Here is an 18,738-nt window from a genome sequence, read left to right as displayed (position 1 = left end):
GGAAAAAACTTTCCAAAATAGAAAAATACAGCGATCATTCCTCCACTTCGGAATTGGAGAGTCTATGCGCCCGTCAACTCATCGCGCCGGCAAGAGCACCGCTCCTGCGGCACCGGCCCTCAGCCGCCTGGCCATCCTGGTGGCAGCCGGCCTGGCAACGCTGAATGCACCTGTGTCCCATGCCCAGGCGCAACCGGCCCAGGCCGCCAAGGCGGCCGAAGGCCAGGACAAGACCAAGGAGGCTGCTGCCGAGAAGCGCGAGCAGCTTGACACCGTGACCGTCTTCGCCACCCGCCGCCGTGAGCCGGTGCGCGATGTGCCGTTGCGCGTCGAAACACTGTCGGTCGAGAACCTGGAGCGCATGGGCGCCGTCTCGCTGACCGACAGCATCGGCAGCCTGCCCGGCGTGGATGTGAAGGCAGATGCGGGCCCGGGCCGCGGCACGGTCACGATGCGCGGTGTCAGCGTGGGCGAGCAGCACATCGCCACGGTGGGTGTCTATGTCGACGAAGTCGCCTTCGGTTCCAGCAGCGCCTTCGTGTTTGGCGGTTCCACCGCGCTGGAAATGTCGCTGCTGGACCTGCATCACATCGAGCTGCTGCGCGGACCGCAAGGCACGCTCTACGGCGCTGGCGCGATGGGTGGTCTGCTCAAGTACGTGACCAATGAGCCAGACAGCAGCCGTTTCTCCGGCAAGGTCGGCCTGGGTGTTCGCAGCACGCAGGGCGGCGGCGTCGGCCATACCGAGAATATGGTGCTCAATGTCCCTTTGAGCCAGGATGTGGCAGCCATCCGCGTGGCTGCCTTCAACGACCACGAAGGCGGCTATATCAAGGCGGTGGGCAAGGCCGCGGGCGAGCATGTGAACGATGGCGACACGCGCGGCGCACGGGTGTCGGTGCTGATCGAGCCGACGACGAAGATGAAATTGCGCCTGTCGGCCGCCTCGCAAGAGATTCAGCGCAACAGCCTCAATGGCATCGACTACGACATCACGAGCGGCCAGCCGGTGTACGGCGACCTGACGCGCACACTGGCCACGCTTGAGCCCTACACCACCAAGACGCGCCTGACCTCGGCCGATTTCGAGTACGACTTCGGCTGGGCCCGCTTCAATGCGATCGCTTCGACGCAGCGCTTCAACAGCGGTACCGGGCAGGACGCGACCCCCTTGCTCGGCAACAACCCGGCCTTCGACTACGTGGTGCTCGACAACGCGATCAGCCTGCGCAAGCAGACCCAGGAGCTGCGCCTGACCTCGCCGCGGGGCACGGTGGAATGGTTGCTGGGCTACTACCGCGACAAGGAAGTCGGCCGCGTCGGCCAGCTGCTCTGGGCCAAGCTGGCCGGCGCCGGCAATATGGACCTGCAGAGCAATGGCCAGCCTTCGCAGTACCGCGAGCAGGCCTTCTATGGCGACCTGACCTGGAACTTCAACTCGGCCTGGTCGCTGACTCTCGGCGCCCGCGTGGCGCGCAACCAGCAGGTCTACGGCATCGAAGGTTCGCCACCGCTGGACTTTGTCGGTACCAGCGAAGACAGCTCGACCACCTATCTCGGCACCCTGCGCTATGCGCTGGACAAGCAGAGCAATGTCTACTTCCGCGCGGCCAGTGGCTATCGCCCCGGCGGCCCGAACCCGCCGGCGCTCGATGGCAGCTTGCAACCGATTCCCAACACGCCGCGCTCCTTCGGGCCTGACACGCTGTGGAGCTACGAACTTGGCTACAAGGGCGACCTGCTGGACAAGCGTCTGAACGTCGAAGCAGCGCTTTACGACATCCGCTGGAGCGGCCTGCAGCAGCCCAAGGCGCTGGGCATCAGCACCATCGTCGTCAACGCCGGCGAGGCGCATGTGCGAGGCGCCGAGCTCTCGGTTCGCTACAAGGTGGACGAGCATTGGAACCTGAACGGCGGTCTGGCCTACACCGACCCGACCCTCAGCAAGGAAGCGCCCGACCTGGGCCCGCCGGGCACGCGCCTGGCCAATACTGCCAAGCTCGCCTACACGCTGGGCCTGCGCTATGCGTTCCCACTGGCGGGGCATGAGTCCTATGCCGGCCTGAATGTTCGCCACGTCGGCCAGCGCAACGCCGGTTACGACATGCCCGGCACCTCGCTGCCGCAGTTCAGCCAGCCGGCCTACACGCTGGTGGATGCGCAATGGGGCCTGGACCTCGGCGGCTGGCAGCTCTCGACCTTTGTGCGCAACCTGACGAACAAGCGTGCCATCCTGAGCGCCAATTCCGCGCTGACCGCTTTCGGCCTGCCGCTGAATGCCACCGTGGCAACGCCGCGCACCGTAGGTGCGAACCTGAGCTTCAGTTTCTAAAGCAACGCGAAGATCTTCATGACTACGATTTTCAAGAGAACCCTTGGCGTGCTGGCGCTGTGCACCGGCCTGCTGCAGCCCGTGCTGGCGCAGACCGCGCCCGCCGCGCCTGCTGCGCCCGGCGCAGCGGCCGGGACGCCGCTCAGTGCCGTCGACGCGGAAGCCTGGCTCGATGGCTTGATGCCCGCTGCCCTGCGCACCGCTCGCGTGCCCGGCGCCGTGGTCGTCCTGGTCAAGGACGGCCAGGTGCTGGTGCAAAAAGGCTATGGCTGGGCCGACTGGGAGAAGAGCGTGCCGGTTGATGCGCAGCGCACGCTGTTCCGTCCCGGCTCGGTTTCCAAGCTGTTCACCTGGGTGGCGGTGATGCAGCAGGTGGAGCAGGGCAAGCTCGACCTCGATGCCGACCTGAACAAATACCTCGATTTCAAGATCCCGGCCCACAAGAGTGGCAAGGCGCTGACCCTGCGCCATGTGATGACGCACACGACCGGCCTGGAAGAGACGGCGCGCGACCTGCTGACCTACTCGGACAAGGCGCCCGATCTTGGCGCCGTGCTCAAGGGCTATGTGCCGCCCTATGTCTATGAGCCCGGCAGCACGCCCGGCTATTCGAACTACGCCACCGCGCTGGCCGGCTACATCGTCGAGCGTCTCAGTGGCCTGAGCTTTGACGACTACATCGAGCAGAAGGTCCTGCATCCGCTGGGCATGAAGAGCTCGACCTTCCGCCAGCCCTTGCCGGCGGCGCTGAAGAGCCAGATGTCGGTCGGCTACTTCAGCCAGGACAAGGCGGGTGCCGGCTTCGAAGTGATCAGCATGCCGCCGGCCGGCAGCCTTTCTTCGCCTGGCGAAGACATGGGCCGCTTCATGATGGCCATGCTCAACCAGGGCAAGCTGGGTGACGCGCAGGTGCTCAAGGCCGAGACGCTCAAGCAGATGTTCACGCAAGTGACGCGCCCGCTGCCCGACGTGGCGGGCATCGGCCTGGGGTTCTATCAGCAGGACATCAACGGCCACCGCGCGTTCGGCCACGGCGGCGACACGGTGCTGTTCCACACCGACCTGGCCCTGTTCGTCGACAAGGGCATCGGTCTCTATGTCTCGTTCAATGCCAGTGGCGAGCGTGGCATGGGCAAGTGGCTGCGTGATCGCGTGTTCGAGGGCTTTGCGGATCGTTATCTGCCAGACACCCGCCCAGTGTCCAAGCCGCAGGTGGATGAAGCCACGGCCAAGGCGCATTCGCAGCTGATTGCAGGCGCGCACCGCACATCGCGCCGCGAGGATTCAACCTTTCTCTCGCTCCTGCAACTCCTGAGCCCCTTGAAGGTCGAGGCCCTGGCTGACGGCCGCATCGCGGTCGACCTCGCTGGCGCACGCAGCGTGTTCCGCGAGGTGAAGCCCTTGCTGTGGGAAGAAGAGAAGGGCAAGCGCCGCATCCAGGCGCTGATGGAGAACGGCAAGATCACGCGCTGGGCGATGGAGCCCTATGCCTTCGCCTTCGTCTTCGAGCCGGTGCCGGCACTGGCCAGTCCGCTCGCCTTGCTGCTGCTGTGCGTCGCAATGTCTGTGACCGCCGCAACCGCGCTGCTCTGGCCGCTGGTCGCGACCTTGCGTCGTCAGCACGGGGTGGCCAAGCCGGCTCGCAGCGTGAGCGCGGTTCGTGTCGCCAGCGTGCTGGTGCTCGTTGCGCTGGGTCTGTGGACGGCGACCGTCGTCTGCCTGGAAAACCTGGACGACACCAGCGTGCTGCTGCCGCTGTCTCAGCTCGTGACGCTCCTGGCATTTGTGGGTGGCTTGCTGGCGTCGGCCTGGCACGTGCGCACGGTGTTCCAGGCGGGTTCATCGGCAAGCAAATGGGCGCGAGCGCTTTCAGTGCTGTGGCTGCTATCGTTCGCGATCCTCGTGATCATGGGATGGAGCCATCACATGATCAGCTTCAACCAATGGTATTGAGCCAGACCGACAGTGCGCCTCTTCCTCGCCGGCCTCGTCCACGAAACCAACAGCTTTTCGCCGTTGCCCACCAGCCTGCAGTCCTTCCGCGAAGGCGTGCTGGTACGGTGCGGCGAAGAGCGGGCGCTGGAGCGACTCGTGGAGCAGCCGGTGTTCGGCGGCGCCTTGCAGGCCGCGCGGGAGCAGGGGGACCTGTTGCTGCCCGGCTTGTTCGCGCAGGCCGAGCCTTCGGGCCCCTTGCCGCGCCACGACTACGAAGCGCTGCGAGCTGATCTTCTGTCCGACCTGAAGGCGGCGATGCCCGTAGATGCGGTGCTGCTGGCGCTTCATGGCGCAATGCTCGCCGAGGGCTACCCTGATTGCGAAGGCGACCTCTTGCAGGCCGTGCGCGCGCTGGTCGGCCCTGATGTGCCAGTCGGCGCGCTGCTCGATCTGCACTGCAACCTGAGCCCGGCGATGGTGGACTCGGGCGCGGTGCTGATCGCCTGCAAGGAATATCCGCACATCGACTACGCGGAACGCGGCGTCGAGTTGCACGGGCTCTTGAGGCGCATGGCGCGCGGCGAGCTGCGTTTGCGGGCGCAATGGCAGCGCGTGCCCATGGTGGGCATCTTCGGCACCACGGTGTCGCCGATGCGCGAGTTCGTGCAGGAGCTGCATGCGGCAGAGAAGCAGGAGGGTATCTGCACCGTGTCGGCGCTGCACGGCTTCCCATGGTCGGACACCGAGTTCACCGGCGCAGCCCTGCTGGCCTATTCGCAAGCCGAAGTGCATGCCGAGGGGCTGGTCGACCAGCTGGCGCGGCAGTTCTACGCCTTGCGCGAACGCGCCAGCAGCCCGCGCATGCCCATGGACGCAGCCCTCGATGCGGCCTTGAGTTCAGGGCCGGGTCTCGTGGTGCTCGCCGACAGCGCAGACAACCCAGGCGGAGGCGCCGCCTGTGATTCGACCTTCATCTTGCGCGCCCTGCTGGAGCGCGATGTGCAAGACGTCGCGCTGGGCATGATCTGGGACCCGCAGGCCGTGGCCATCGCGATGTCCGCGGGTGTGGGCGCGCGGCTGTCGATGCGAGTTGGGGGCAAGGTTGGTCCGATGTCCGGCGACCCGCTGGACGTCGAAGTACAAGTGCTGGCCTGCCGCCATGACGCGACGCAGGCCGGCCTGGTGCCCGGCTCGCGCGACCCGCTGGGCGTCGCAGTGGCGCTGCGCATCGGCGGGGTGGACGTGGTGCTGAACAGCCTTCGCCAGCAGGTGTTTTCGCCGGACTGCTTCACCGAGATGGGTGTCGATCTGACGGCGAAGCGCCTGGTGGTGGTCAAGTCCACCCAGCATTTCCGCGCCGGCTTCGATGCACTGAGCAGCGCCACCTTCTATGCCGACACGCCGGGCAGCCTGCGCGTGAATCTCGGCGAGCTGCCGTACCGGCGCCTGCAACGGCCGCTGTGGCCGCTGGACGCCGCCTGAACGGCACAGCGCCGGCTCCTCAAGGCCAGTCCGTCCCCTCGACCAGCACCGCCAGCGCAGCTTCGAAGCCACGGGCGTCATCGCTGGTGAAGCGGGCCGGCAGCGGGCTGTCGAGGTCGAACACGGCGCGCAGCTTGCCGCCCACGACGACGGGCAGCACCAGCTCCGAGCGTGATGCTGCATCGCAGGCGATATGGCCCGGGAAGGCATGCACGTCTTCGACCAGTTGCACCTGTTGGCTACGCGCGCAGGCACCGCAGACTCCGCGACTGAAGGCAATGCGCACACAGGCCACCTTGCCCTGGAAGGGGCCCAGCACCAGCTCTTCAGCGTCTGCGCGGGTCATGTAGAAGCCTGCCCAGTTCAGGTCGGGCACGGCGCCGTAGACCAGGGCAGCAAACTGCGCCAGGTTGGCCAGCCAGTCGCGCTCGCCGTGCAAGAGGGATTCGGTCTGCGCAAGCAGCAGCTTGTAGGCCTCCTGCTTGGTGGCAGGGGTAGACATGTCCAGCGAGGAAATCGGATCGAAGCTCATGCCTCAGTTTCTCACCTTCACGCCGGTCAACTGGGCAATCGCGGCCAGCGTCGTCTGCGCGGCATTGAGCCCGAGCAGGAAGTCCTTGTCTGAATAGGACGAGTACAGGTCGGTCGGCTGGTGCCAGTGCGGATTCCAGCCGGCACCGATCTGCTGGCCGCGCTCGTTCTCGCGCAGCGAGATTGCCGGCACATGGTCCATGAAGGGCGTGGAGTCGGTGTTGGTCATGTGAAAGCCCACGGCTGCCGGATAGTTCGTCGCGTACCTGTCGTTGGCGGCGCGGAAGTGCCAGGCCAGCCTGGCCGCACCCTCGGCGAACTTGGCCGTGGACTGGTACTCGATGTTGACGTCGGCCTCGGCGCGCTGCTCCTTGGGCGCGACGTAGACCGGCTGACCCTTGGCATCGAGCACCGGCTTGCCTGCCGCATCTAGCTTGGGCACTGGCATGCCATGGTCGAACATCATCATGTCGTGCTGGATCATGCCCAGCCATTTGGGTTCGGGGTACTTGCCCGAGCCCTTGGGCGACTCGATGCCTTGCAGCTCCTTGCGCTGGGCGACATAGGCATAGGCGCCGTTCAGTCCGGTCTCTTCGTTGTTCCAGAGCACGAACCGGATCGAGCGTTCGGTCTCCACGCCAGGCTGGCTGAAGATGCGGGCGAGCTCCATCACCAGGGCGGTGCCGGAGCCGTTGTCGTTCGCTGCCTCGCCCCAGCCGATTCCATCCATGTGTGCGCCGACGATATACATCTCATCGGGCCGGCTCGTACCGACCTTGGTGCAATAGACGTTCTCGCGCAGCGAGGTGCCCTCGGGCGTTGGCTCCGCGTTCAGTGCGCGCAGCCGTTCGTCGGTTTGGGCCAGCGGGTCGTTGTTCACGCCAGTGGGCGCGCGCTTGCCAAACAGGGTGCTGCCGCCCGGGCCCGCGGGGCCACCGGCCAGCGGCTGCCGCGGTGCGGCCGGGGTGCGCCTGGCCGGTTCGGTGAACTGGAATTGCAGTCGCTCGGTGTTCGTGCAACCGTAGGACTTCAATTGCGCCTCGATCCAGTCCAGCGCCTTGCGGTTGCGTTCGGTGCCCTGGCGGCGATCGCCGAACTGAGTCAGGCCCTTGATCGTGGCCTTGTACTTCTCCAGCTCCAGCTGCTTGACCAGGCCGCTGATCGGATCGGGCGCCTCAGCCGTCGGCGCTTGAGCCGAAGCAGCCGCTGCGCTGAAGGCCAGGGAAACTAGGACCAAGGGGCGAAGCGCTTGACGGGTCATTGCAATACATCCGCATGAGTAGTTTTCGGGCACCGTTCAGCATAGGCGATGCGGGCATCCGCCCGTGCGGCTAGCGTGCTGCCGTCAGCCGCTCGACCAGCTTGCGTGCCAGCGGCGCCATCACGAGCACGGCCGGAAAAGCCACGAGCCAGGCAATCAGCCAGGCCGACGCCCATTGGCCGGCGAATTGGTGCGAGAGCCCCAGAGCACGCCAGGTCGAGAGGCCGGAGACCAGCATCGACATCAGGCCCGAGAGGATGAGGCCGAACAGGAGCGGGCTGTATTTCTTGTCGATCATTGCGATGCTCCTTCCAGGGCCGGGCTGCCCACACGCGCCAGCGTCTGGGCGAAATGCCGGCCGAACATGCGTGCCGTCTTCACATCCCCTGGCACAAAGGAATCGGCGGGTGATGCATGGCCGGCCTGTGCCATCAGCCCGGACCAGGAGCCGAGCCGATTGGCTGCCTCCTCGTAGGGCACGCCGCGGTGCTGCTCCGGCAGGATGGGGTTGCCCACCCACAGCATGCCGTGCTGCATGGCGAACACGAACATCGACGTCAGAGTCGATTGCTTGTCACCCGAGGGCAGCGAAGACACGGTGAAGCCGGCGGCCAGCTTGTCTTTCAGGGCCTGCATGCGCCAGAGTTTTCCGGTGGCGTCCATGAAGCTCTTGAACGGAGCGGAGACGCCGCCGAGATAGGTTGGCGATCCGAGGATGAAACCGTCGAAGGCGAGCAGATCGTCAGGCCTGGCGGCGAGCTCTTCAGCCTTGATCAGGTGCACCTCGGCACCCGATGCGCTGCGCGCACCTTCGGCGACTTGGCTGGCGATGTGCTCGGTGTGACCGTGAGCACTGTGATAGATGACGGCGAGTTTTTGGGTCTTCATGAGTGAACTCCAGTTGGAATGAATGCTCACTGCGCGATGCGCGTGAGGACGAGGGCGGCGAGATAGAGGCCGAAGCCGAACACCGTGTGGTTGGTCAGGCTGCGCAGGCAGTTCCTGATCGGCGTTGCGGTCTTCGACGAAGCAACGCCGGCGCCCATGGCGGGCTGCATCACCAGCAGCGGCATCACGACCGTGCCGGCGCCGACCAGCACGGCTGGCAACAGGCGCGGCGCTTCGATCCATGCCACGCCCTGAACCAGCATCAGCAGCACAGCGAAGGCGATGCCCACCGCGTAGTGCAGCAACCAGCCCCAGGCCAGCTCGCCGGCAATCGGATCGGCGCGCGCTATCGCTGCATGGGCGAAGCGGCCTCGCAAGAGATGCCCGGCCCAGCGGCCGATGAAGGCAAAGCTCTGCGTCGGCACGCCGAATCGCTTGAGGATGACGAGCCAGAGGTCCAGCACGGCGGTGGCGCCGATGCCGATCAGGGCGATGCGAACGAGGTCGTGGAGCGATGTCATGGCGGGCCTTTGCTGCTTGACTTGGAGAGGTCGTGAAGCCACTATGCAAGTTGAAGTCAACTTCAAGTCAAGAGGTTTCTGCATGGACATCGCCGAAGTCGCCCGGCGCGCGGGCGTGCCCGCATCGACGCTGCGCTACTACGAGAAGCGGGGGCTGATTTCCTCGCTGGGGCCGGAGGGCGTGCGCCGCCAGTTCGCACCCTCCGTGCTCGACCAGTTGGCGCTGATCGCCCTGGGCCAGGCGGCCGGGCTTTCGCTGGACGAGGTGCACGCCATGCTCTCGCCCAAGGGGCAGCCCACTATCGACAGGCAACTGCTCGCCGCCAAGGCCGATGAGATCGACCTGACGATCAGGCACTTGCGGGCGATGAGCCGCGGCCTGCGCCACGCAGCCGCCTGCCCGGCGCCCAGCCATGCGCAGTGCCCGACCTTCCAGGGCCTCTTGAAGGCCGCTGCCTCGGGCGCGCTGGACCGCCAGCGCCAGGGCCGGGCCCTGAAGCCGGCCGGCCGCAAGACCTGACCCCCAGCACCTGAGGCGAGAATCGCGCCATGGCACAAGGCAAGAGAATTTCCGTGGAAATCAGCGACGACGCCCTCCGCTTGATCACCGAGCTGGGGGCGGCCGCCAGGCAGGCGCGCCTGAAGGCAGGCGAGGGTCAGGCTGCCGCTGCCGCGCGCCTGGGCGTTCATGTGCAGACCATAGGCCGCATCGAATCGGGCGAGCCGGGCGTGGCGATCGGCCATGTGATGGGCCTGCTGGCGCTGTACGGCGTTGCCGTGCAGCTTCCGCCATCGCAAGCCTAGGTCTGCGCCTCGAATCGCAGGAGGCAGCGCGGGTTCGAGCCGGTCGCAGCGTCCTCGTTCGACCTTCAGTTCAAGCCGGTTTCCTGCAGATACCGCGGCGCCTGCAGATGCGGGCTGGCTTGCTCGAAGGCATGGCCCAGGGCGAGTACGCGGGCGTCCTGCCAGGCTTGCGCAGCAAACGAGATACCGACGGGCAGTCCGCCCACCATGCCCATGGGCACGGTGAGGTGCGGATAGCCGGCAATTGCGAACATCGAACCGAAGCCGCCGCCGGTGAAACGGTCGCCGAGCAGGTGGTCGATCGGCCAGGCAATGTTGCCCGTCGGGCCGACGATGGCATCGAGCTTGTGTTCGGCAAACATCGCATCGATGCCCTCCGCGCGAGACAGCCGGCGGCAGTTGGCCAGTGCTTCCACGTAGCCTGGCGCCTCGATGCCCTGCGTTGCTACTGCGGCCTCCAGGGTTTCCTGCGCGAAGAAGGGCATGGCCTGCTCCGCATGGGCCTTGTTCCAGGCGATCACGTCGGCCAGCGTCTTCACCGGCGCGTCGCTCTGGTAGGCGGCCAGGTACTTGGCCACGCCATCCTTGAGTTCGTGGATCAGCACGGTGAACTCGCCGCGGCGGGCCTCGGCGTAGTTCGGAATCACCATCGGGTCGATCAGCACGGCCCCTTGCTCGCGCAGCGTCGCCAGCGCCTTCTCGAACAGCGCCGCAACGGCCGGCTGGTTCGGCACGGCGGCGCGGATGACGCCGATGCGCTTGCCTTGCAAGGCATCGGGCTGCAGGCCGGCCGTGAAGTCGGGCAGCGTGGCTGCCTGCGTGAGCGTGACCGGGTCGGTCGGGTCAGTGCCCGCCATCGCTTGCAGGAGCAGGGCGGCGTCGCGCACATGGCGGACGATGGGGCCGGCCGTGTCCTGGCTGGCAGAGATCGGGATGATGCCGGAGCGGCTCACCAGGCCCACCGTCGGCTTGAAGCCGACCACGCCGCAGGCCTGGGCCGGCGAGCAGATCGAGCCATCGGTCTCGGTGCCCACGGTCAAAGGCGCGAGATGAGCTGCCGCCGCGACTGCCGAGCCGGAGCTAGAGCCGCTGGGGCTGCGGTTCAGCACATGCGGGTTGCGGGTCTGGCCACCGCGGCTGCTCCAGCCGCTGCTGGAGCGGTTGCTGCGGATGTTTGCCCATTCGCTGAGATTGGTCTTGCCGAGAATGACGGCGCCCGCCGCGCGCAGCCGCTCGACGATGTGCGCGTCTCGCTGCGCGTGAAGGCCGGCCAGGGCGAGCGAGCCGGCCGTCGTGCTCATCTTGTCGGCGGTGGCGATGTTGTCCTTGAGAAGCACCGGGATGCCGTGCAAGGGGCCGCGCACTTGCGGGGACTTCTTGTGGCGCCTGTGTGCGTCGAGCGCGCGGGCCTGGGCGAGGGCATCGGGGTTCAGCTCGATCACGGCACGCAGCTGGGGGCCGCGCAGGTTCAAGGCCTCGATGCGCTTGAGGCAGTGCCGCGTCAGCTCCACCGCGCTCAGTCGGCCGGCGCTCATGGCGGCTTGCAGTGCAGCCACGTCCAGCTTGTCCAGCACGCCGAGTGGCGGTGCGTTGGCCGCCGTGGCAGCCGCAGCCGTGGAAGAGGCCAGACCGGCCCCGAGGGTGGCGGCTGCCGCCGCAAAACTTCTCCGGTTCAGTTGGGTGCTCACAAAACGCCTCTCAGGCCTGTCATGGAGCGGTGGATTGTGTCCGAGACAAACGCACCGACCATGAGCCCGAGAGGGAGCAAGCAAATTTCCACGCAGGCCCATGACGGCCTGCGATGCCCGGATCACCACGCGGCCCGGGCTGCCGCCTCACCTACTCGAACTTGGTGCCGTAGTAGGCGTGGATGCCCATCTCCCATTCACGGTCTGCCATGTCGGGCCACTTGTTCTTGTCGAAGCCCGGCGCGGTCCGCAGCCTGTCCTTGCTGACATGAAGTACAAAGCACTTGCGCACCGTGTCCAGGCGCAGCGCTGACCAGGGGACGGCGAAGAGCTTCTCGCCCAGGCCTAGCACGCCGCCAAAAGACAGTACCGCATAGCTGACGCGACCGTTGCGCATGTCCAGCATGATCTCCTTGATGTCCCCGAGGTTCTCGGCATCCTTGTTGTAGACCTCGTTGCCGATCAGGGTGTTGGCGCCCATCAGATGGGGGCCCGGGCCATGGTGGGTTGTGGGCCCGAGGCTTTGCAGCTTGTTGATCTTGTAGATGCCGAAGGTGTCGCGGTCCTCGTAGTTCATGGTGGTTTCCGTTTCGGTGTGGTTGGGCGCGTTCACTGCGTCGGGCCTGATGCGGGCGGCGGCAGCACGACGATGGTCGTGTTGTCACCAGGCTTGCCGGTCTCGCCCTTCTGGCCATCAGCGCCTGCGGAGCCGGCCGGGCCAGGCACCATCACTACGACCGGTGCGGGTGGGACTGGGCGCTCGCAGCCGAGCAGGCTCAGGCCACCGAACAATAGGGCTAGCGTTTGCATGAGTTTCATGGGATTCCTTGGTTGGACCTGTCGGTGCTCACGCTAGCGTCGGTGCCGGTGCATGTCGGTGCGATGACGAACACAGGTGGTGACGTCTCATGCTTGTCCGCCGGCTCAGCGTGCTCCCGGCGGGCCGGCAAGTCGGCATGGGGGCGCGAAGCATCGGGATCTCGATCGTGCACATGGATCATGGCCGTCTCCGGTGGACTCGGCACCGCCGGGGCCCAAGCTCCCATGCGGGTGGCTGTGGGGCTCGCATTGGAGCCGGCACCGAGTGGGGTCACCATAGGCGTCGACGGAGCCGCTATCGGTTCGCTGGCGAACAGACCGCCGCTTGCCACCGTTCTAAAAGCAGCCATGCCCATCACCGCATGGTGCCAGACCGGAGGTCCGCATGTCGTCCCAAACCAAACCAGGCGCACGCACAGCCCTGCGCTGCTTGCCGCTGCTGCTCTGCATTGCCGCGGCGATTCCAGCGTCCGCCGACACCCTGGCAGAGATGCAAGCCCTGCACAGGCGCGAGCGCGCCGTCTGCACCAGCGGCAACAGCCCGCAGCCGCGGGTGACCTGCTTGCGCGAGGCCGATGCGGCCTATCAGGAGGCTCTGCACGGCGGGCTCAGCCAGGCCAAGGCCGAGACCTACCTGCGCAATGCCCTGCGCCGCTGCCTGCCGCTGCCGAAGGATGAGCGCCGCGATTGCGAGGCCCGCATGCGCGGCCAGGGCAGCACCACAGGAGACGTGAACAGCGGTGGCATCTATCGTGAGCTGGTGACACGAGAGCCGGCAGCAGCGCCGCCCAAGGCGCCCGCCTCCGGCCCGGGTCCCGGCTAGCGAGCCGCGATGAGCCGCAAGCCCACCGACATTGCTGCCGCGCTGATGGGCGCACCCTATGAGAGCCTGCCGCAGGCGGCGCAGAAGGTGGCACGGCACATCGCCACGCGCAAGCAGATCGCCCGCAACCTGGGCCAGCCGGAACCGGCGCCGACAAGAGGCCAAAGGGCTGCCGATGCAGTGGCTTCCTTCGGCGGATCCTGGACCTTTGTGGGCCTGTTTGCCGCGACCCTGCTTGCCTGGGTCGGGTTGAATGCGTGGCTGGTGGCGCGACAGGGCAAGAGCTTCGACCCCTATCCCTACATCCTGCTCAACCTCTTCCTGTCGATGCTGGCGGCGGTGCAGGCGCCCATCATCCTGATGTCGCAGAACCGCCAGTCCGAGAAGGACCGGCAGAGCGCCGAGCACGACTACGAAGTCAATCTGAAGGCCGAGCTGGAGATCATGCTGCTGCACGACAAGCTCGACCAGTTGCGCGAGCAGCAATGGCTTGAGCTGCTGGCCATGCAGAAGGAGCAGCTGGAGCTGCTGGCCGGATTGCAGGCGACGGGCCAGGCCGGCCGAGTGCCTGGCCTGGCGGCCTGGCGCTAGCGGGTTCAAACTAGCCCCGACCGTGACTACCGAACCAGCCCCATGTCAGCCACCCGTATCGAAACCGACAGCTTCGGCCGCATCGAGGTCTCCGGAAATGCCCTGTGGGCCGCGCAGACCGAGCGCAGCCGGCGCTTCTTTGCCATCGGCGAGCAGACCATGCCGCTGGCCCTCATCCATGCGCTGGCCGAGATCAAGCGGGCCGCCGCCGAGACCAACGGCGAGCTGGGCCTCCTGGATCCGGTCAAGGCCGAGGTGATTGCGGCGGTGGCGGCGCGCGTGGCGGCCGGCGAGTTCGACGCTCAGTTCCCGCTCTCGGTCTGGCAGACCGGCTCGGGCACGCAAAGCCACATGAACGTGAACGAGGTGATCGCCAGCCTGGCCTCGCAGGCCCTGGGCGGCGGCCTCGGTTCGCAGCGCAGCGTGCATCCCAACGACGAGGTCAACCTCGGCCAGTCGTCCAACGACATCTTCCCCACGGCCATGCATGTGGCCGCCGTGCTGGCGAGCACGCCGCTGCTGGCCGCGCTGGCCGATCTGCGCGCCGCGCTGCAGGCCAAGGCGCAAGCCTTTGCCGGCACGATCAAGATGGGCCGCACCCACCTGCAGGACGCCACGCCGGTGACCCTGGGCCAGGAGTTCGGAGGCTATGCGGCCCAGCTGAGCATTGCCGAGCAATCGCTGCGCCACGCGCTGCCGGCCGTGCATTCCCTGGCCATCGGCGGCACGGCCGTGGGCACGGGGCTCAACACCCATCCCGAGTTCGCGGCTCGCGCGGCGCACAAGCTGGCCCAGCGCCTGGGTCATCCCTTCAAGGTGGCCGACAATCTGTTCGCGGCCATGGCCGGCCACGAGCCTCTGGTGGCCCTGCATGGCGGGCTCAAGACCCTGGCCGTCGCCCTGACCAAGATCGCCAACGACATCCGCCTGATGGGCAGTGGCCCGCGCGCGGGCTTGGGCGAGCTGCGCCTGCCGGCCAATGAGCCGGGCAGCTCCATCATGCCGGGCAAGGTCAATCCGACCCAGGTCGAGGCGCTGACCATGGTCTGTATCCAGGTGATGGGCCATGACCTGGCCGTGTCTCTTGCGGCCAGTCAGGGCCAGTTCGAGCTCAATGTCTACAAGCCCTTGATTGCCGCCAACCTGCTGGACAGCCTGCGCCTGCTGGGCGACGCGATGAACAGCTTCCGCGAGCATTGTGTCGAAGGCATAGAAGTCGACGCTGCGCGCGTTCAGGCCTTGCTAGAGAGCTCGCTGATGCTGGTGACCGCGCTGACCCCGCACATCGGCTACGACCGCGCGGCACTGATAGCCAAGCATGCGCATGCCAACGGCAGCAGCCTGCGCGAGGCGGCGCTCAGCGTGGGCGGCGTCAGTGCCGACGAGTTTGATCGCTGGGTCGATGCGCGGCTGATGCTGCGACCGCAGTGAATGCCTGCAGTGCCTTGAAAGGAATCCCCATGGAAGCATCGTTCTACACCGGCGCCGAGTTGTTTCAGCAACTGGGTTTGCCCGATTCGCCGGCCGAAATGGACCACTTCATCCGCGAGCACCGGCCTTTGCCGGCGGGCCAGTTGCTGTGCGATGCCGCGTTCTGGGATGAGCACCAGGCCCAGTTCCTGCGCGAGGGCATGGCGCGTGATGCGGTGTGGGTGGGGGCAATCGAGGAACTGAATCGGGCGCTGAGCGCCTGAGTCGAGCGCGGCCGCCGTATGCCAGCGCACATACGTGACTCCGGTGCAATGACATGCTGGGCCTTTCACCGCCACCTGATGACCAAACCTCAAAAATTCAAGGACCGACTGCTGAGCGGCGATGCCATACCCGCATGGCCGATGGCCCGAGACATAGGCCCGCTGCGGCCCGTGCCAGCCCCGCCGGGTGCTGAGTTGCAGGCCGGGTTGATGCCGTCTGTCGTGCACCGTCGCAGTCTGCTGTGGTCCGGCAAGGCGGCCGGCCAGTGATTCCGCGCCTCGCGCGCGCTGGCGAGACCCGCCGCCAAGGCCTGTACCGCGAATTGCCTGAAGCCGCCCGCTGCCTCGCGGACGGTCTGGTATTGCGCCTGCCCACGGGCTATCTGGCCGACTACCTGGCCCTGGCTTGGCTGACCCAGATCGGTGGCGTGCTCGCCCTTAGCGAGCTTGGCGCGCGCCTGTGCTGGAGGCCCGTGCCTGTGCCTGCCTGAGCCGCACGGGCCGGGTCCGTGCAGCCGTCTGCCTCGGGCATGAGATATTCGCGGTCCCCTTCCTCCGTTCCCAGCCGCGCCATGGATGGACGACCCAGCGGCCCCAGCCGCGCCCAAGCGCTTCGCTTCTGGCTCAAGCTCGGCTTCATCAGCTTTGGCGGGCCGGCCGGCCAGATCGCCGTGATGCACGAGGAACTGGTCGAGCGCCGCCGCTGGATCTCGGAGAACCGCTTTCTCCATGCCCTGAACTACTGCATGGTCCTGCCCGGCCCGGAGGCGCAGCAGCTGGCCACCTACATCGGCTGGCTGATGCACCGCACTTGGGGCGGCATCGTGGCCGGCGTGCTGTTCGTCCTGCCCTCGCTGTTCATCCTGATCGCGCTGTCCTGGGTCTACATGGCCTGGGGCCAGGTGCCGGTGATCGCTGGCATCTTCTTTGGGCTCAAGCCGGCGGTGACGGCCCTGGTCCTGCATGCGGCATGGCGCATTGGCTCACGGGCCTTGAAGAACGCCTGGCTGTGGGCGATGGCGGCGGCTTCCTTCGTGGCCATCTTTACCTGGCACGTGCCATTCCCCTTGATCGTGCTGCTCGCGGGCCTGCTCGGCTTCTTCGGCGGCCGATGGAGGCCCGAGGTCTTTCGCGGCGGTGGCGGGCATGGCGCTGCCAAGGCCAGCTGCGGGCCGGCGGTGATCGACGACGACACGCCCACGCCGGCCCATGCGCGCTTCAGCTGGGCGCGCGTTCGCCGGGTGGTGATCGTCTTCGCGGGGCTCTGGGGCGCAGCGTTCGGCGTCCTGACCCTGGCCTGCGGCTGGGATGCGGTTCTGACGCAGATGGCCTGGTTCTTTACCAAGGCCGCCTTGCTGACCTTTGGCGGCGCCTATGCCGTGCTGCCTTATGTCTACCAGGGCGCGGTCGAGCAGTTCGGTTGGGTCACGGCGCCGCAGATGATCGACGGCCTGGCCTTGGGCGAAACCACGCCGGGGCCGCTGATCATGGTCGTGTCCTTTGTCGGTTTCGTCGGCGGCTGGAGCAAGGCCTTGTTCGGCCCCGAGTCCTTGCTGCTGGCCGGCGCGGTGGCGGCCAGCGTGGTCACCTTCTTCACCTTCCTGCCGTCCTTCTACTTCATCCTGCTGGGCGGCCCCTTCATCGAGAGCACGCACGGGAAGCTGCAGTTCACCGCGCCCTTGACGGCCATCACCGCAGCCGTGGTCGGCGTCATCCTGAACCTGGCGCTGTTCTTTGCGTACCACGTGCTGTGGCCGCAGGGCCTGGGCGGGCGTTTTGAATGGGGCGCGGCAGCCATCGGGCTGGCCGCTGCGCTGGCGCTGTTCCGCTTCAAGCGCGGCGTGATCCAGGTGGTGCTGGGCTCAGGCCTGGCCGGCCTGGCGCTGCAACAACTGCTGTGATCGAGGAAGTCCTCAGCAGCCCTCGACTTCCATGCCGCTGACCCGCTGGCTGCGGCCATCGATCAGATAGCGAACCACGCACTGGAAATCGACCGGCCCGTTGGCACCGGCCAGCTTGGCTGACTTGGTGTAGACGTAGATGCTGGAGCCGTCTCGCTGCGCATGCACGGCCGACGGCGCGCCCAGCTTGGCGCGCAGTTCCTGTACCGGTGCGCCGCGCCAGGCGGCCAGGCTCTTGTCGAACTCGGCCTGGCGGGACGCGTCTACCTGTTGCTGTGACGACGTTGGCGTCGCCTTCTGTATCGAAGTTGCCGGGTCTGTCGTCGGCGTGCTCGCGCAGCCCGCCAAGGCCAGAGCCATGGCTGCAGGTGCCCAGATTCTCGCTAGCGCCTTCATCTCCCTGATTCCCACAAGCTGGCGTGATGACGATGCGCCTGAGCCTATAGGCTTGTGCGGGAGGGGATGTATCCAATTGCAAGTCAGGGGTTGGGCTGCACCCAGGTCTCGAAGGCCCGCGGTCCGCCCAAGCGCCCCCAGCTGCCTTCTTCCGGCCGGCCCAGCGAGGCCGCATGCAGCAGCCCGTTCATCTCGCCGACCAGGCGGGTGTGAAGGATCTAGTTCTCGGGGTTCTTGTGCAGGAAGAAGGCGAGGCGGCGGTCGGCGGTGTTCAGGCGCAGCCAGTCGGCATCTTCCTCGCGCTGCATGGCGAGTCGCGGCGAGAAGAACTCCAGCATGCGGTGCGAGGCGCGCCAGGTGCCGCCGGTGGGCCCAACCACGGGCTTCCCGTCCAGTGCGATCTTGCGATCATCGTAGGCCAACACGATCAGCCGACGCTCGGCATCGCCGTTCAACCAGTCGAGCAGGCGCTGGCCATGGCCGGCCGCGGCCTCGAAGTTGTAGTTGGCGTCGATCAGGGCGATGCGCTCGACGGACGCGGGTATCTGCCCCTGCTCCATCAGCCCGAAGATCAGGCCGCCGCCACCGCTGTGCGCCATCAGATCGATGCTCACCCGGCCTGGCAGCGGCGCGGCCAGGCGGGCCATCAGCTGTGCGATGCGTGCATTGGCGTCCGCATGCGCGCGCCGCCAGGCCGGCCAGGAGCGGCCTTCGGCTTCCATCAGCACCAGCACCAGGTTCTCGCGGGCATTGAGCTCGCGCAGCCGGCGCGCCTGGGCGCCTATGTGCTGGATGTCGTAGTGCCAGTCCATGCCCGGCTGCAGCCTGGCGCCCAGGGTCTGCTCGATGCTGTTGCCGTTGGGCAGAGCGTAGGCGATCAAGCGGGTGGGCCGTGACGGGTCCATGCGGGCCGGGGCGTTGTAGAGCAGGCGGACGCCACCTTCGAGGGTTTGCTCCAGCACTTGCTCATCGAAATGCGGCGAGCGCCGGAAATCGGCCAGGGGCTGCGCCATCAAGGTGCATGCGCCTGTCAGCAGGCAGGCGAACAAGAGGGCGACAAGATGCATGGTGG

At 66.8% G+C, this 18,738-nt stretch carries 21 protein-coding genes; 11 read left to right on the top strand and 10 right to left on the bottom strand.

Annotation, left to right across the window (positions count from 1 at the left end):
* Window positions 1–64 precede the first annotated feature (64 nt).
* The 3 genes from V3596_RS13620 to V3596_RS13610 are packed head-to-tail and all read left to right on the top strand — an operon-like array spanning window position 65 to window position 5,749.
* The gene (locus V3596_RS13620) at window positions 65–2,332 is read left to right on the top strand and encodes a TonB-dependent receptor (protein WP_334278310.1); all 2,268 of its coding nucleotides are present in this window, start codon (window positions 65–67) and stop codon (window positions 2,330–2,332) included.
* Between the two features lie 18 nt (window positions 2,333–2,350).
* On the top strand, window positions 2,351–4,285 hold the full coding sequence (locus V3596_RS13615; protein ID WP_334278309.1) for a serine hydrolase domain-containing protein: 1,935 nt from the start codon (window positions 2,351–2,353) through the stop codon (window positions 4,283–4,285).
* A gap of 12 nt (window positions 4,286–4,297) precedes the next feature.
* Window positions 4,298–5,749, top strand: a complete 1,452-nt coding sequence (locus V3596_RS13610) for a M81 family metallopeptidase (protein WP_334278308.1) — start codon at window positions 4,298–4,300, stop codon at window positions 5,747–5,749.
* Window positions 5,750–5,768: 19 nt separating this feature from the next.
* On the opposite strand, the gene V3596_RS13605 is transcribed toward V3596_RS13610, so the two are convergent.
* The 5 genes from V3596_RS13605 to V3596_RS13585 all read right to left on the bottom strand — a co-directional run bounded on the left by V3596_RS13605 (window position 5,769) and on the right by V3596_RS13585 (window position 8,950).
* Window positions 5,769–6,281, bottom strand: coding sequence for a GAF domain-containing protein (locus V3596_RS13605; protein ID WP_416383983.1), 513 nt, complete (start codon window positions 6,279–6,281; stop codon window positions 5,769–5,771).
* A gap of 3 nt (window positions 6,282–6,284) precedes the next feature.
* Window positions 6,285–7,517 carry a M28 family peptidase gene (locus tag V3596_RS13600; protein WP_334278307.1) on the bottom strand — a complete coding sequence of 411 codons (1,233 nt, stop codon included), beginning with the start codon at window positions 7,515–7,517 and terminating at the stop codon, window positions 6,285–6,287.
* A 94-nt stretch (window positions 7,518–7,611) separates the two neighbouring features.
* Window positions 7,612–7,839 (bottom strand): DUF2798 domain-containing protein, encoded by a 228-nt coding sequence (locus tag V3596_RS13595; RefSeq protein ID WP_334278306.1) that lies wholly within the window; start codon window positions 7,837–7,839, stop codon window positions 7,612–7,614.
* Window positions 7,836–8,429 carry a flavodoxin family protein gene (locus V3596_RS13590; RefSeq protein ID WP_334278305.1) on the bottom strand — a complete coding sequence of 198 codons (594 nt, stop codon included), beginning with the start codon at window positions 8,427–8,429 and terminating at the stop codon, window positions 7,836–7,838. Before V3596_RS13590 ends, V3596_RS13595 begins: the two co-directional genes overlap by 4 nt.
* Window positions 8,430–8,455: 26 nt before the next feature.
* Window positions 8,456–8,950, bottom strand: coding sequence for a DUF2938 domain-containing protein (locus V3596_RS13585; protein ID WP_334278304.1), 495 nt, complete (start codon window positions 8,948–8,950; stop codon window positions 8,456–8,458).
* Between the two features lie 82 nt (window positions 8,951–9,032).
* Here V3596_RS13585 and V3596_RS13580 point away from each other — a divergent pair, with 82 nt between their 5' ends.
* Together V3596_RS13580 and V3596_RS13575 are read left to right on the top strand one after the other, a co-directional pair.
* Window positions 9,033–9,470 carry a helix-turn-helix domain-containing protein gene (locus V3596_RS13580; protein WP_334278303.1) on the top strand — a complete coding sequence of 146 codons (438 nt, stop codon included), beginning with the start codon at window positions 9,033–9,035 and terminating at the stop codon, window positions 9,468–9,470.
* Between the two features lie 29 nt (window positions 9,471–9,499).
* Window positions 9,500–9,754 (top strand): helix-turn-helix transcriptional regulator, encoded by a 255-nt coding sequence (locus tag V3596_RS13575; RefSeq protein WP_334278302.1) that lies wholly within the window; start codon window positions 9,500–9,502, stop codon window positions 9,752–9,754.
* A 65-nt stretch (window positions 9,755–9,819) separates the two neighbouring features.
* Here the strand turns inward: V3596_RS13575 and V3596_RS13570 are convergent, their stop codons facing one another.
* From V3596_RS13570 to V3596_RS13560, 3 genes are all read right to left on the bottom strand, one after another.
* Complete coding sequence (locus V3596_RS13570; RefSeq protein WP_334278301.1) at window positions 9,820–11,442, bottom strand: amidase; 1,623 nt, start codon at window positions 11,440–11,442, stop codon at window positions 9,820–9,822.
* Between the two features lie 151 nt (window positions 11,443–11,593).
* Window positions 11,594–12,055 carry a PRC-barrel domain-containing protein gene (locus V3596_RS13565; RefSeq protein ID WP_334278300.1) on the bottom strand — a complete coding sequence of 154 codons (462 nt, stop codon included), beginning with the start codon at window positions 12,053–12,055 and terminating at the stop codon, window positions 11,594–11,596.
* Complete coding sequence (locus tag V3596_RS13560; protein WP_334278298.1) at window positions 12,052–12,261, bottom strand: hypothetical protein; 210 nt, start codon at window positions 12,259–12,261, stop codon at window positions 12,052–12,054. Before V3596_RS13560 ends, V3596_RS13565 begins: the two co-directional genes overlap by 4 nt.
* Before the next feature lie 385 nt (window positions 12,262–12,646).
* Between V3596_RS13560 and V3596_RS13555 the strand changes: the two genes are divergently transcribed.
* From V3596_RS13555 to chrA, 6 genes are all read left to right on the top strand, one after another.
* A complete protein-coding gene (locus V3596_RS13555) occupies window positions 12,647–13,084 on the top strand; it encodes a hypothetical protein (RefSeq protein ID WP_334278297.1) in 438 nt (145 codons plus the stop codon).
* Between the two features lie 9 nt (window positions 13,085–13,093).
* Entirely contained in the window at window positions 13,094–13,675 is a 582-nt protein-coding gene (locus V3596_RS13550; RefSeq protein WP_334278296.1) for a DUF1003 domain-containing protein, read from the top strand.
* A gap of 42 nt (window positions 13,676–13,717) precedes the next feature.
* Window positions 13,718–15,106 carry a class II fumarate hydratase gene (fumC, locus tag V3596_RS13545; RefSeq protein WP_334278295.1) on the top strand — a complete coding sequence of 463 codons (1,389 nt, stop codon included), beginning with the start codon at window positions 13,718–13,720 and terminating at the stop codon, window positions 15,104–15,106.
* A gap of 29 nt (window positions 15,107–15,135) precedes the next feature.
* Window positions 15,136–15,369, top strand: a complete 234-nt coding sequence (locus tag V3596_RS13540) for a DUF2789 family protein (protein ID WP_334278294.1) — start codon at window positions 15,136–15,138, stop codon at window positions 15,367–15,369.
* 266 nt (window positions 15,370–15,635) lie between these two features.
* Window positions 15,636–15,860: a hypothetical protein gene (locus V3596_RS13535; RefSeq protein WP_334278293.1), complete on the top strand. Its 225-nt coding sequence runs from the start codon at window positions 15,636–15,638 to the stop codon at window positions 15,858–15,860.
* An 81-nt stretch (window positions 15,861–15,941) separates the two neighbouring features.
* A complete protein-coding gene (chrA, locus tag V3596_RS13530) occupies window positions 15,942–17,270 on the top strand; it encodes a chromate efflux transporter (protein ID WP_334278292.1) in 1,329 nt (442 codons plus the stop codon).
* A 12-nt stretch (window positions 17,271–17,282) separates the two neighbouring features.
* On the opposite strand, the gene V3596_RS13525 is transcribed toward chrA, so the two are convergent.
* On the bottom strand, window positions 17,283–17,630 hold the full coding sequence (locus V3596_RS13525) for a hypothetical protein (protein WP_334278291.1): 348 nt from the start codon (window positions 17,628–17,630) through the stop codon (window positions 17,283–17,285).
* A 254-nt stretch (window positions 17,631–17,884) separates the two neighbouring features.
* A complete protein-coding gene (locus tag V3596_RS13520; protein WP_334278290.1) occupies window positions 17,885–18,733 on the bottom strand; it encodes a hypothetical protein in 849 nt (282 codons plus the stop codon).
* Between the last annotated feature and the right edge of the window lie 5 nt (window positions 18,734–18,738).

It is taken from the genome of Roseateles microcysteis (genome assembly GCF_036880965.1).
In the GTDB taxonomy this organism is placed as follows: Bacteria; Pseudomonadota; Gammaproteobacteria; order Burkholderiales; family Burkholderiaceae_C; genus JAUASW01.
The sequence above is the reverse complement of the archived record's forward strand: the minus strand, read 5'-3'. Positions and strand labels throughout refer to the sequence as shown.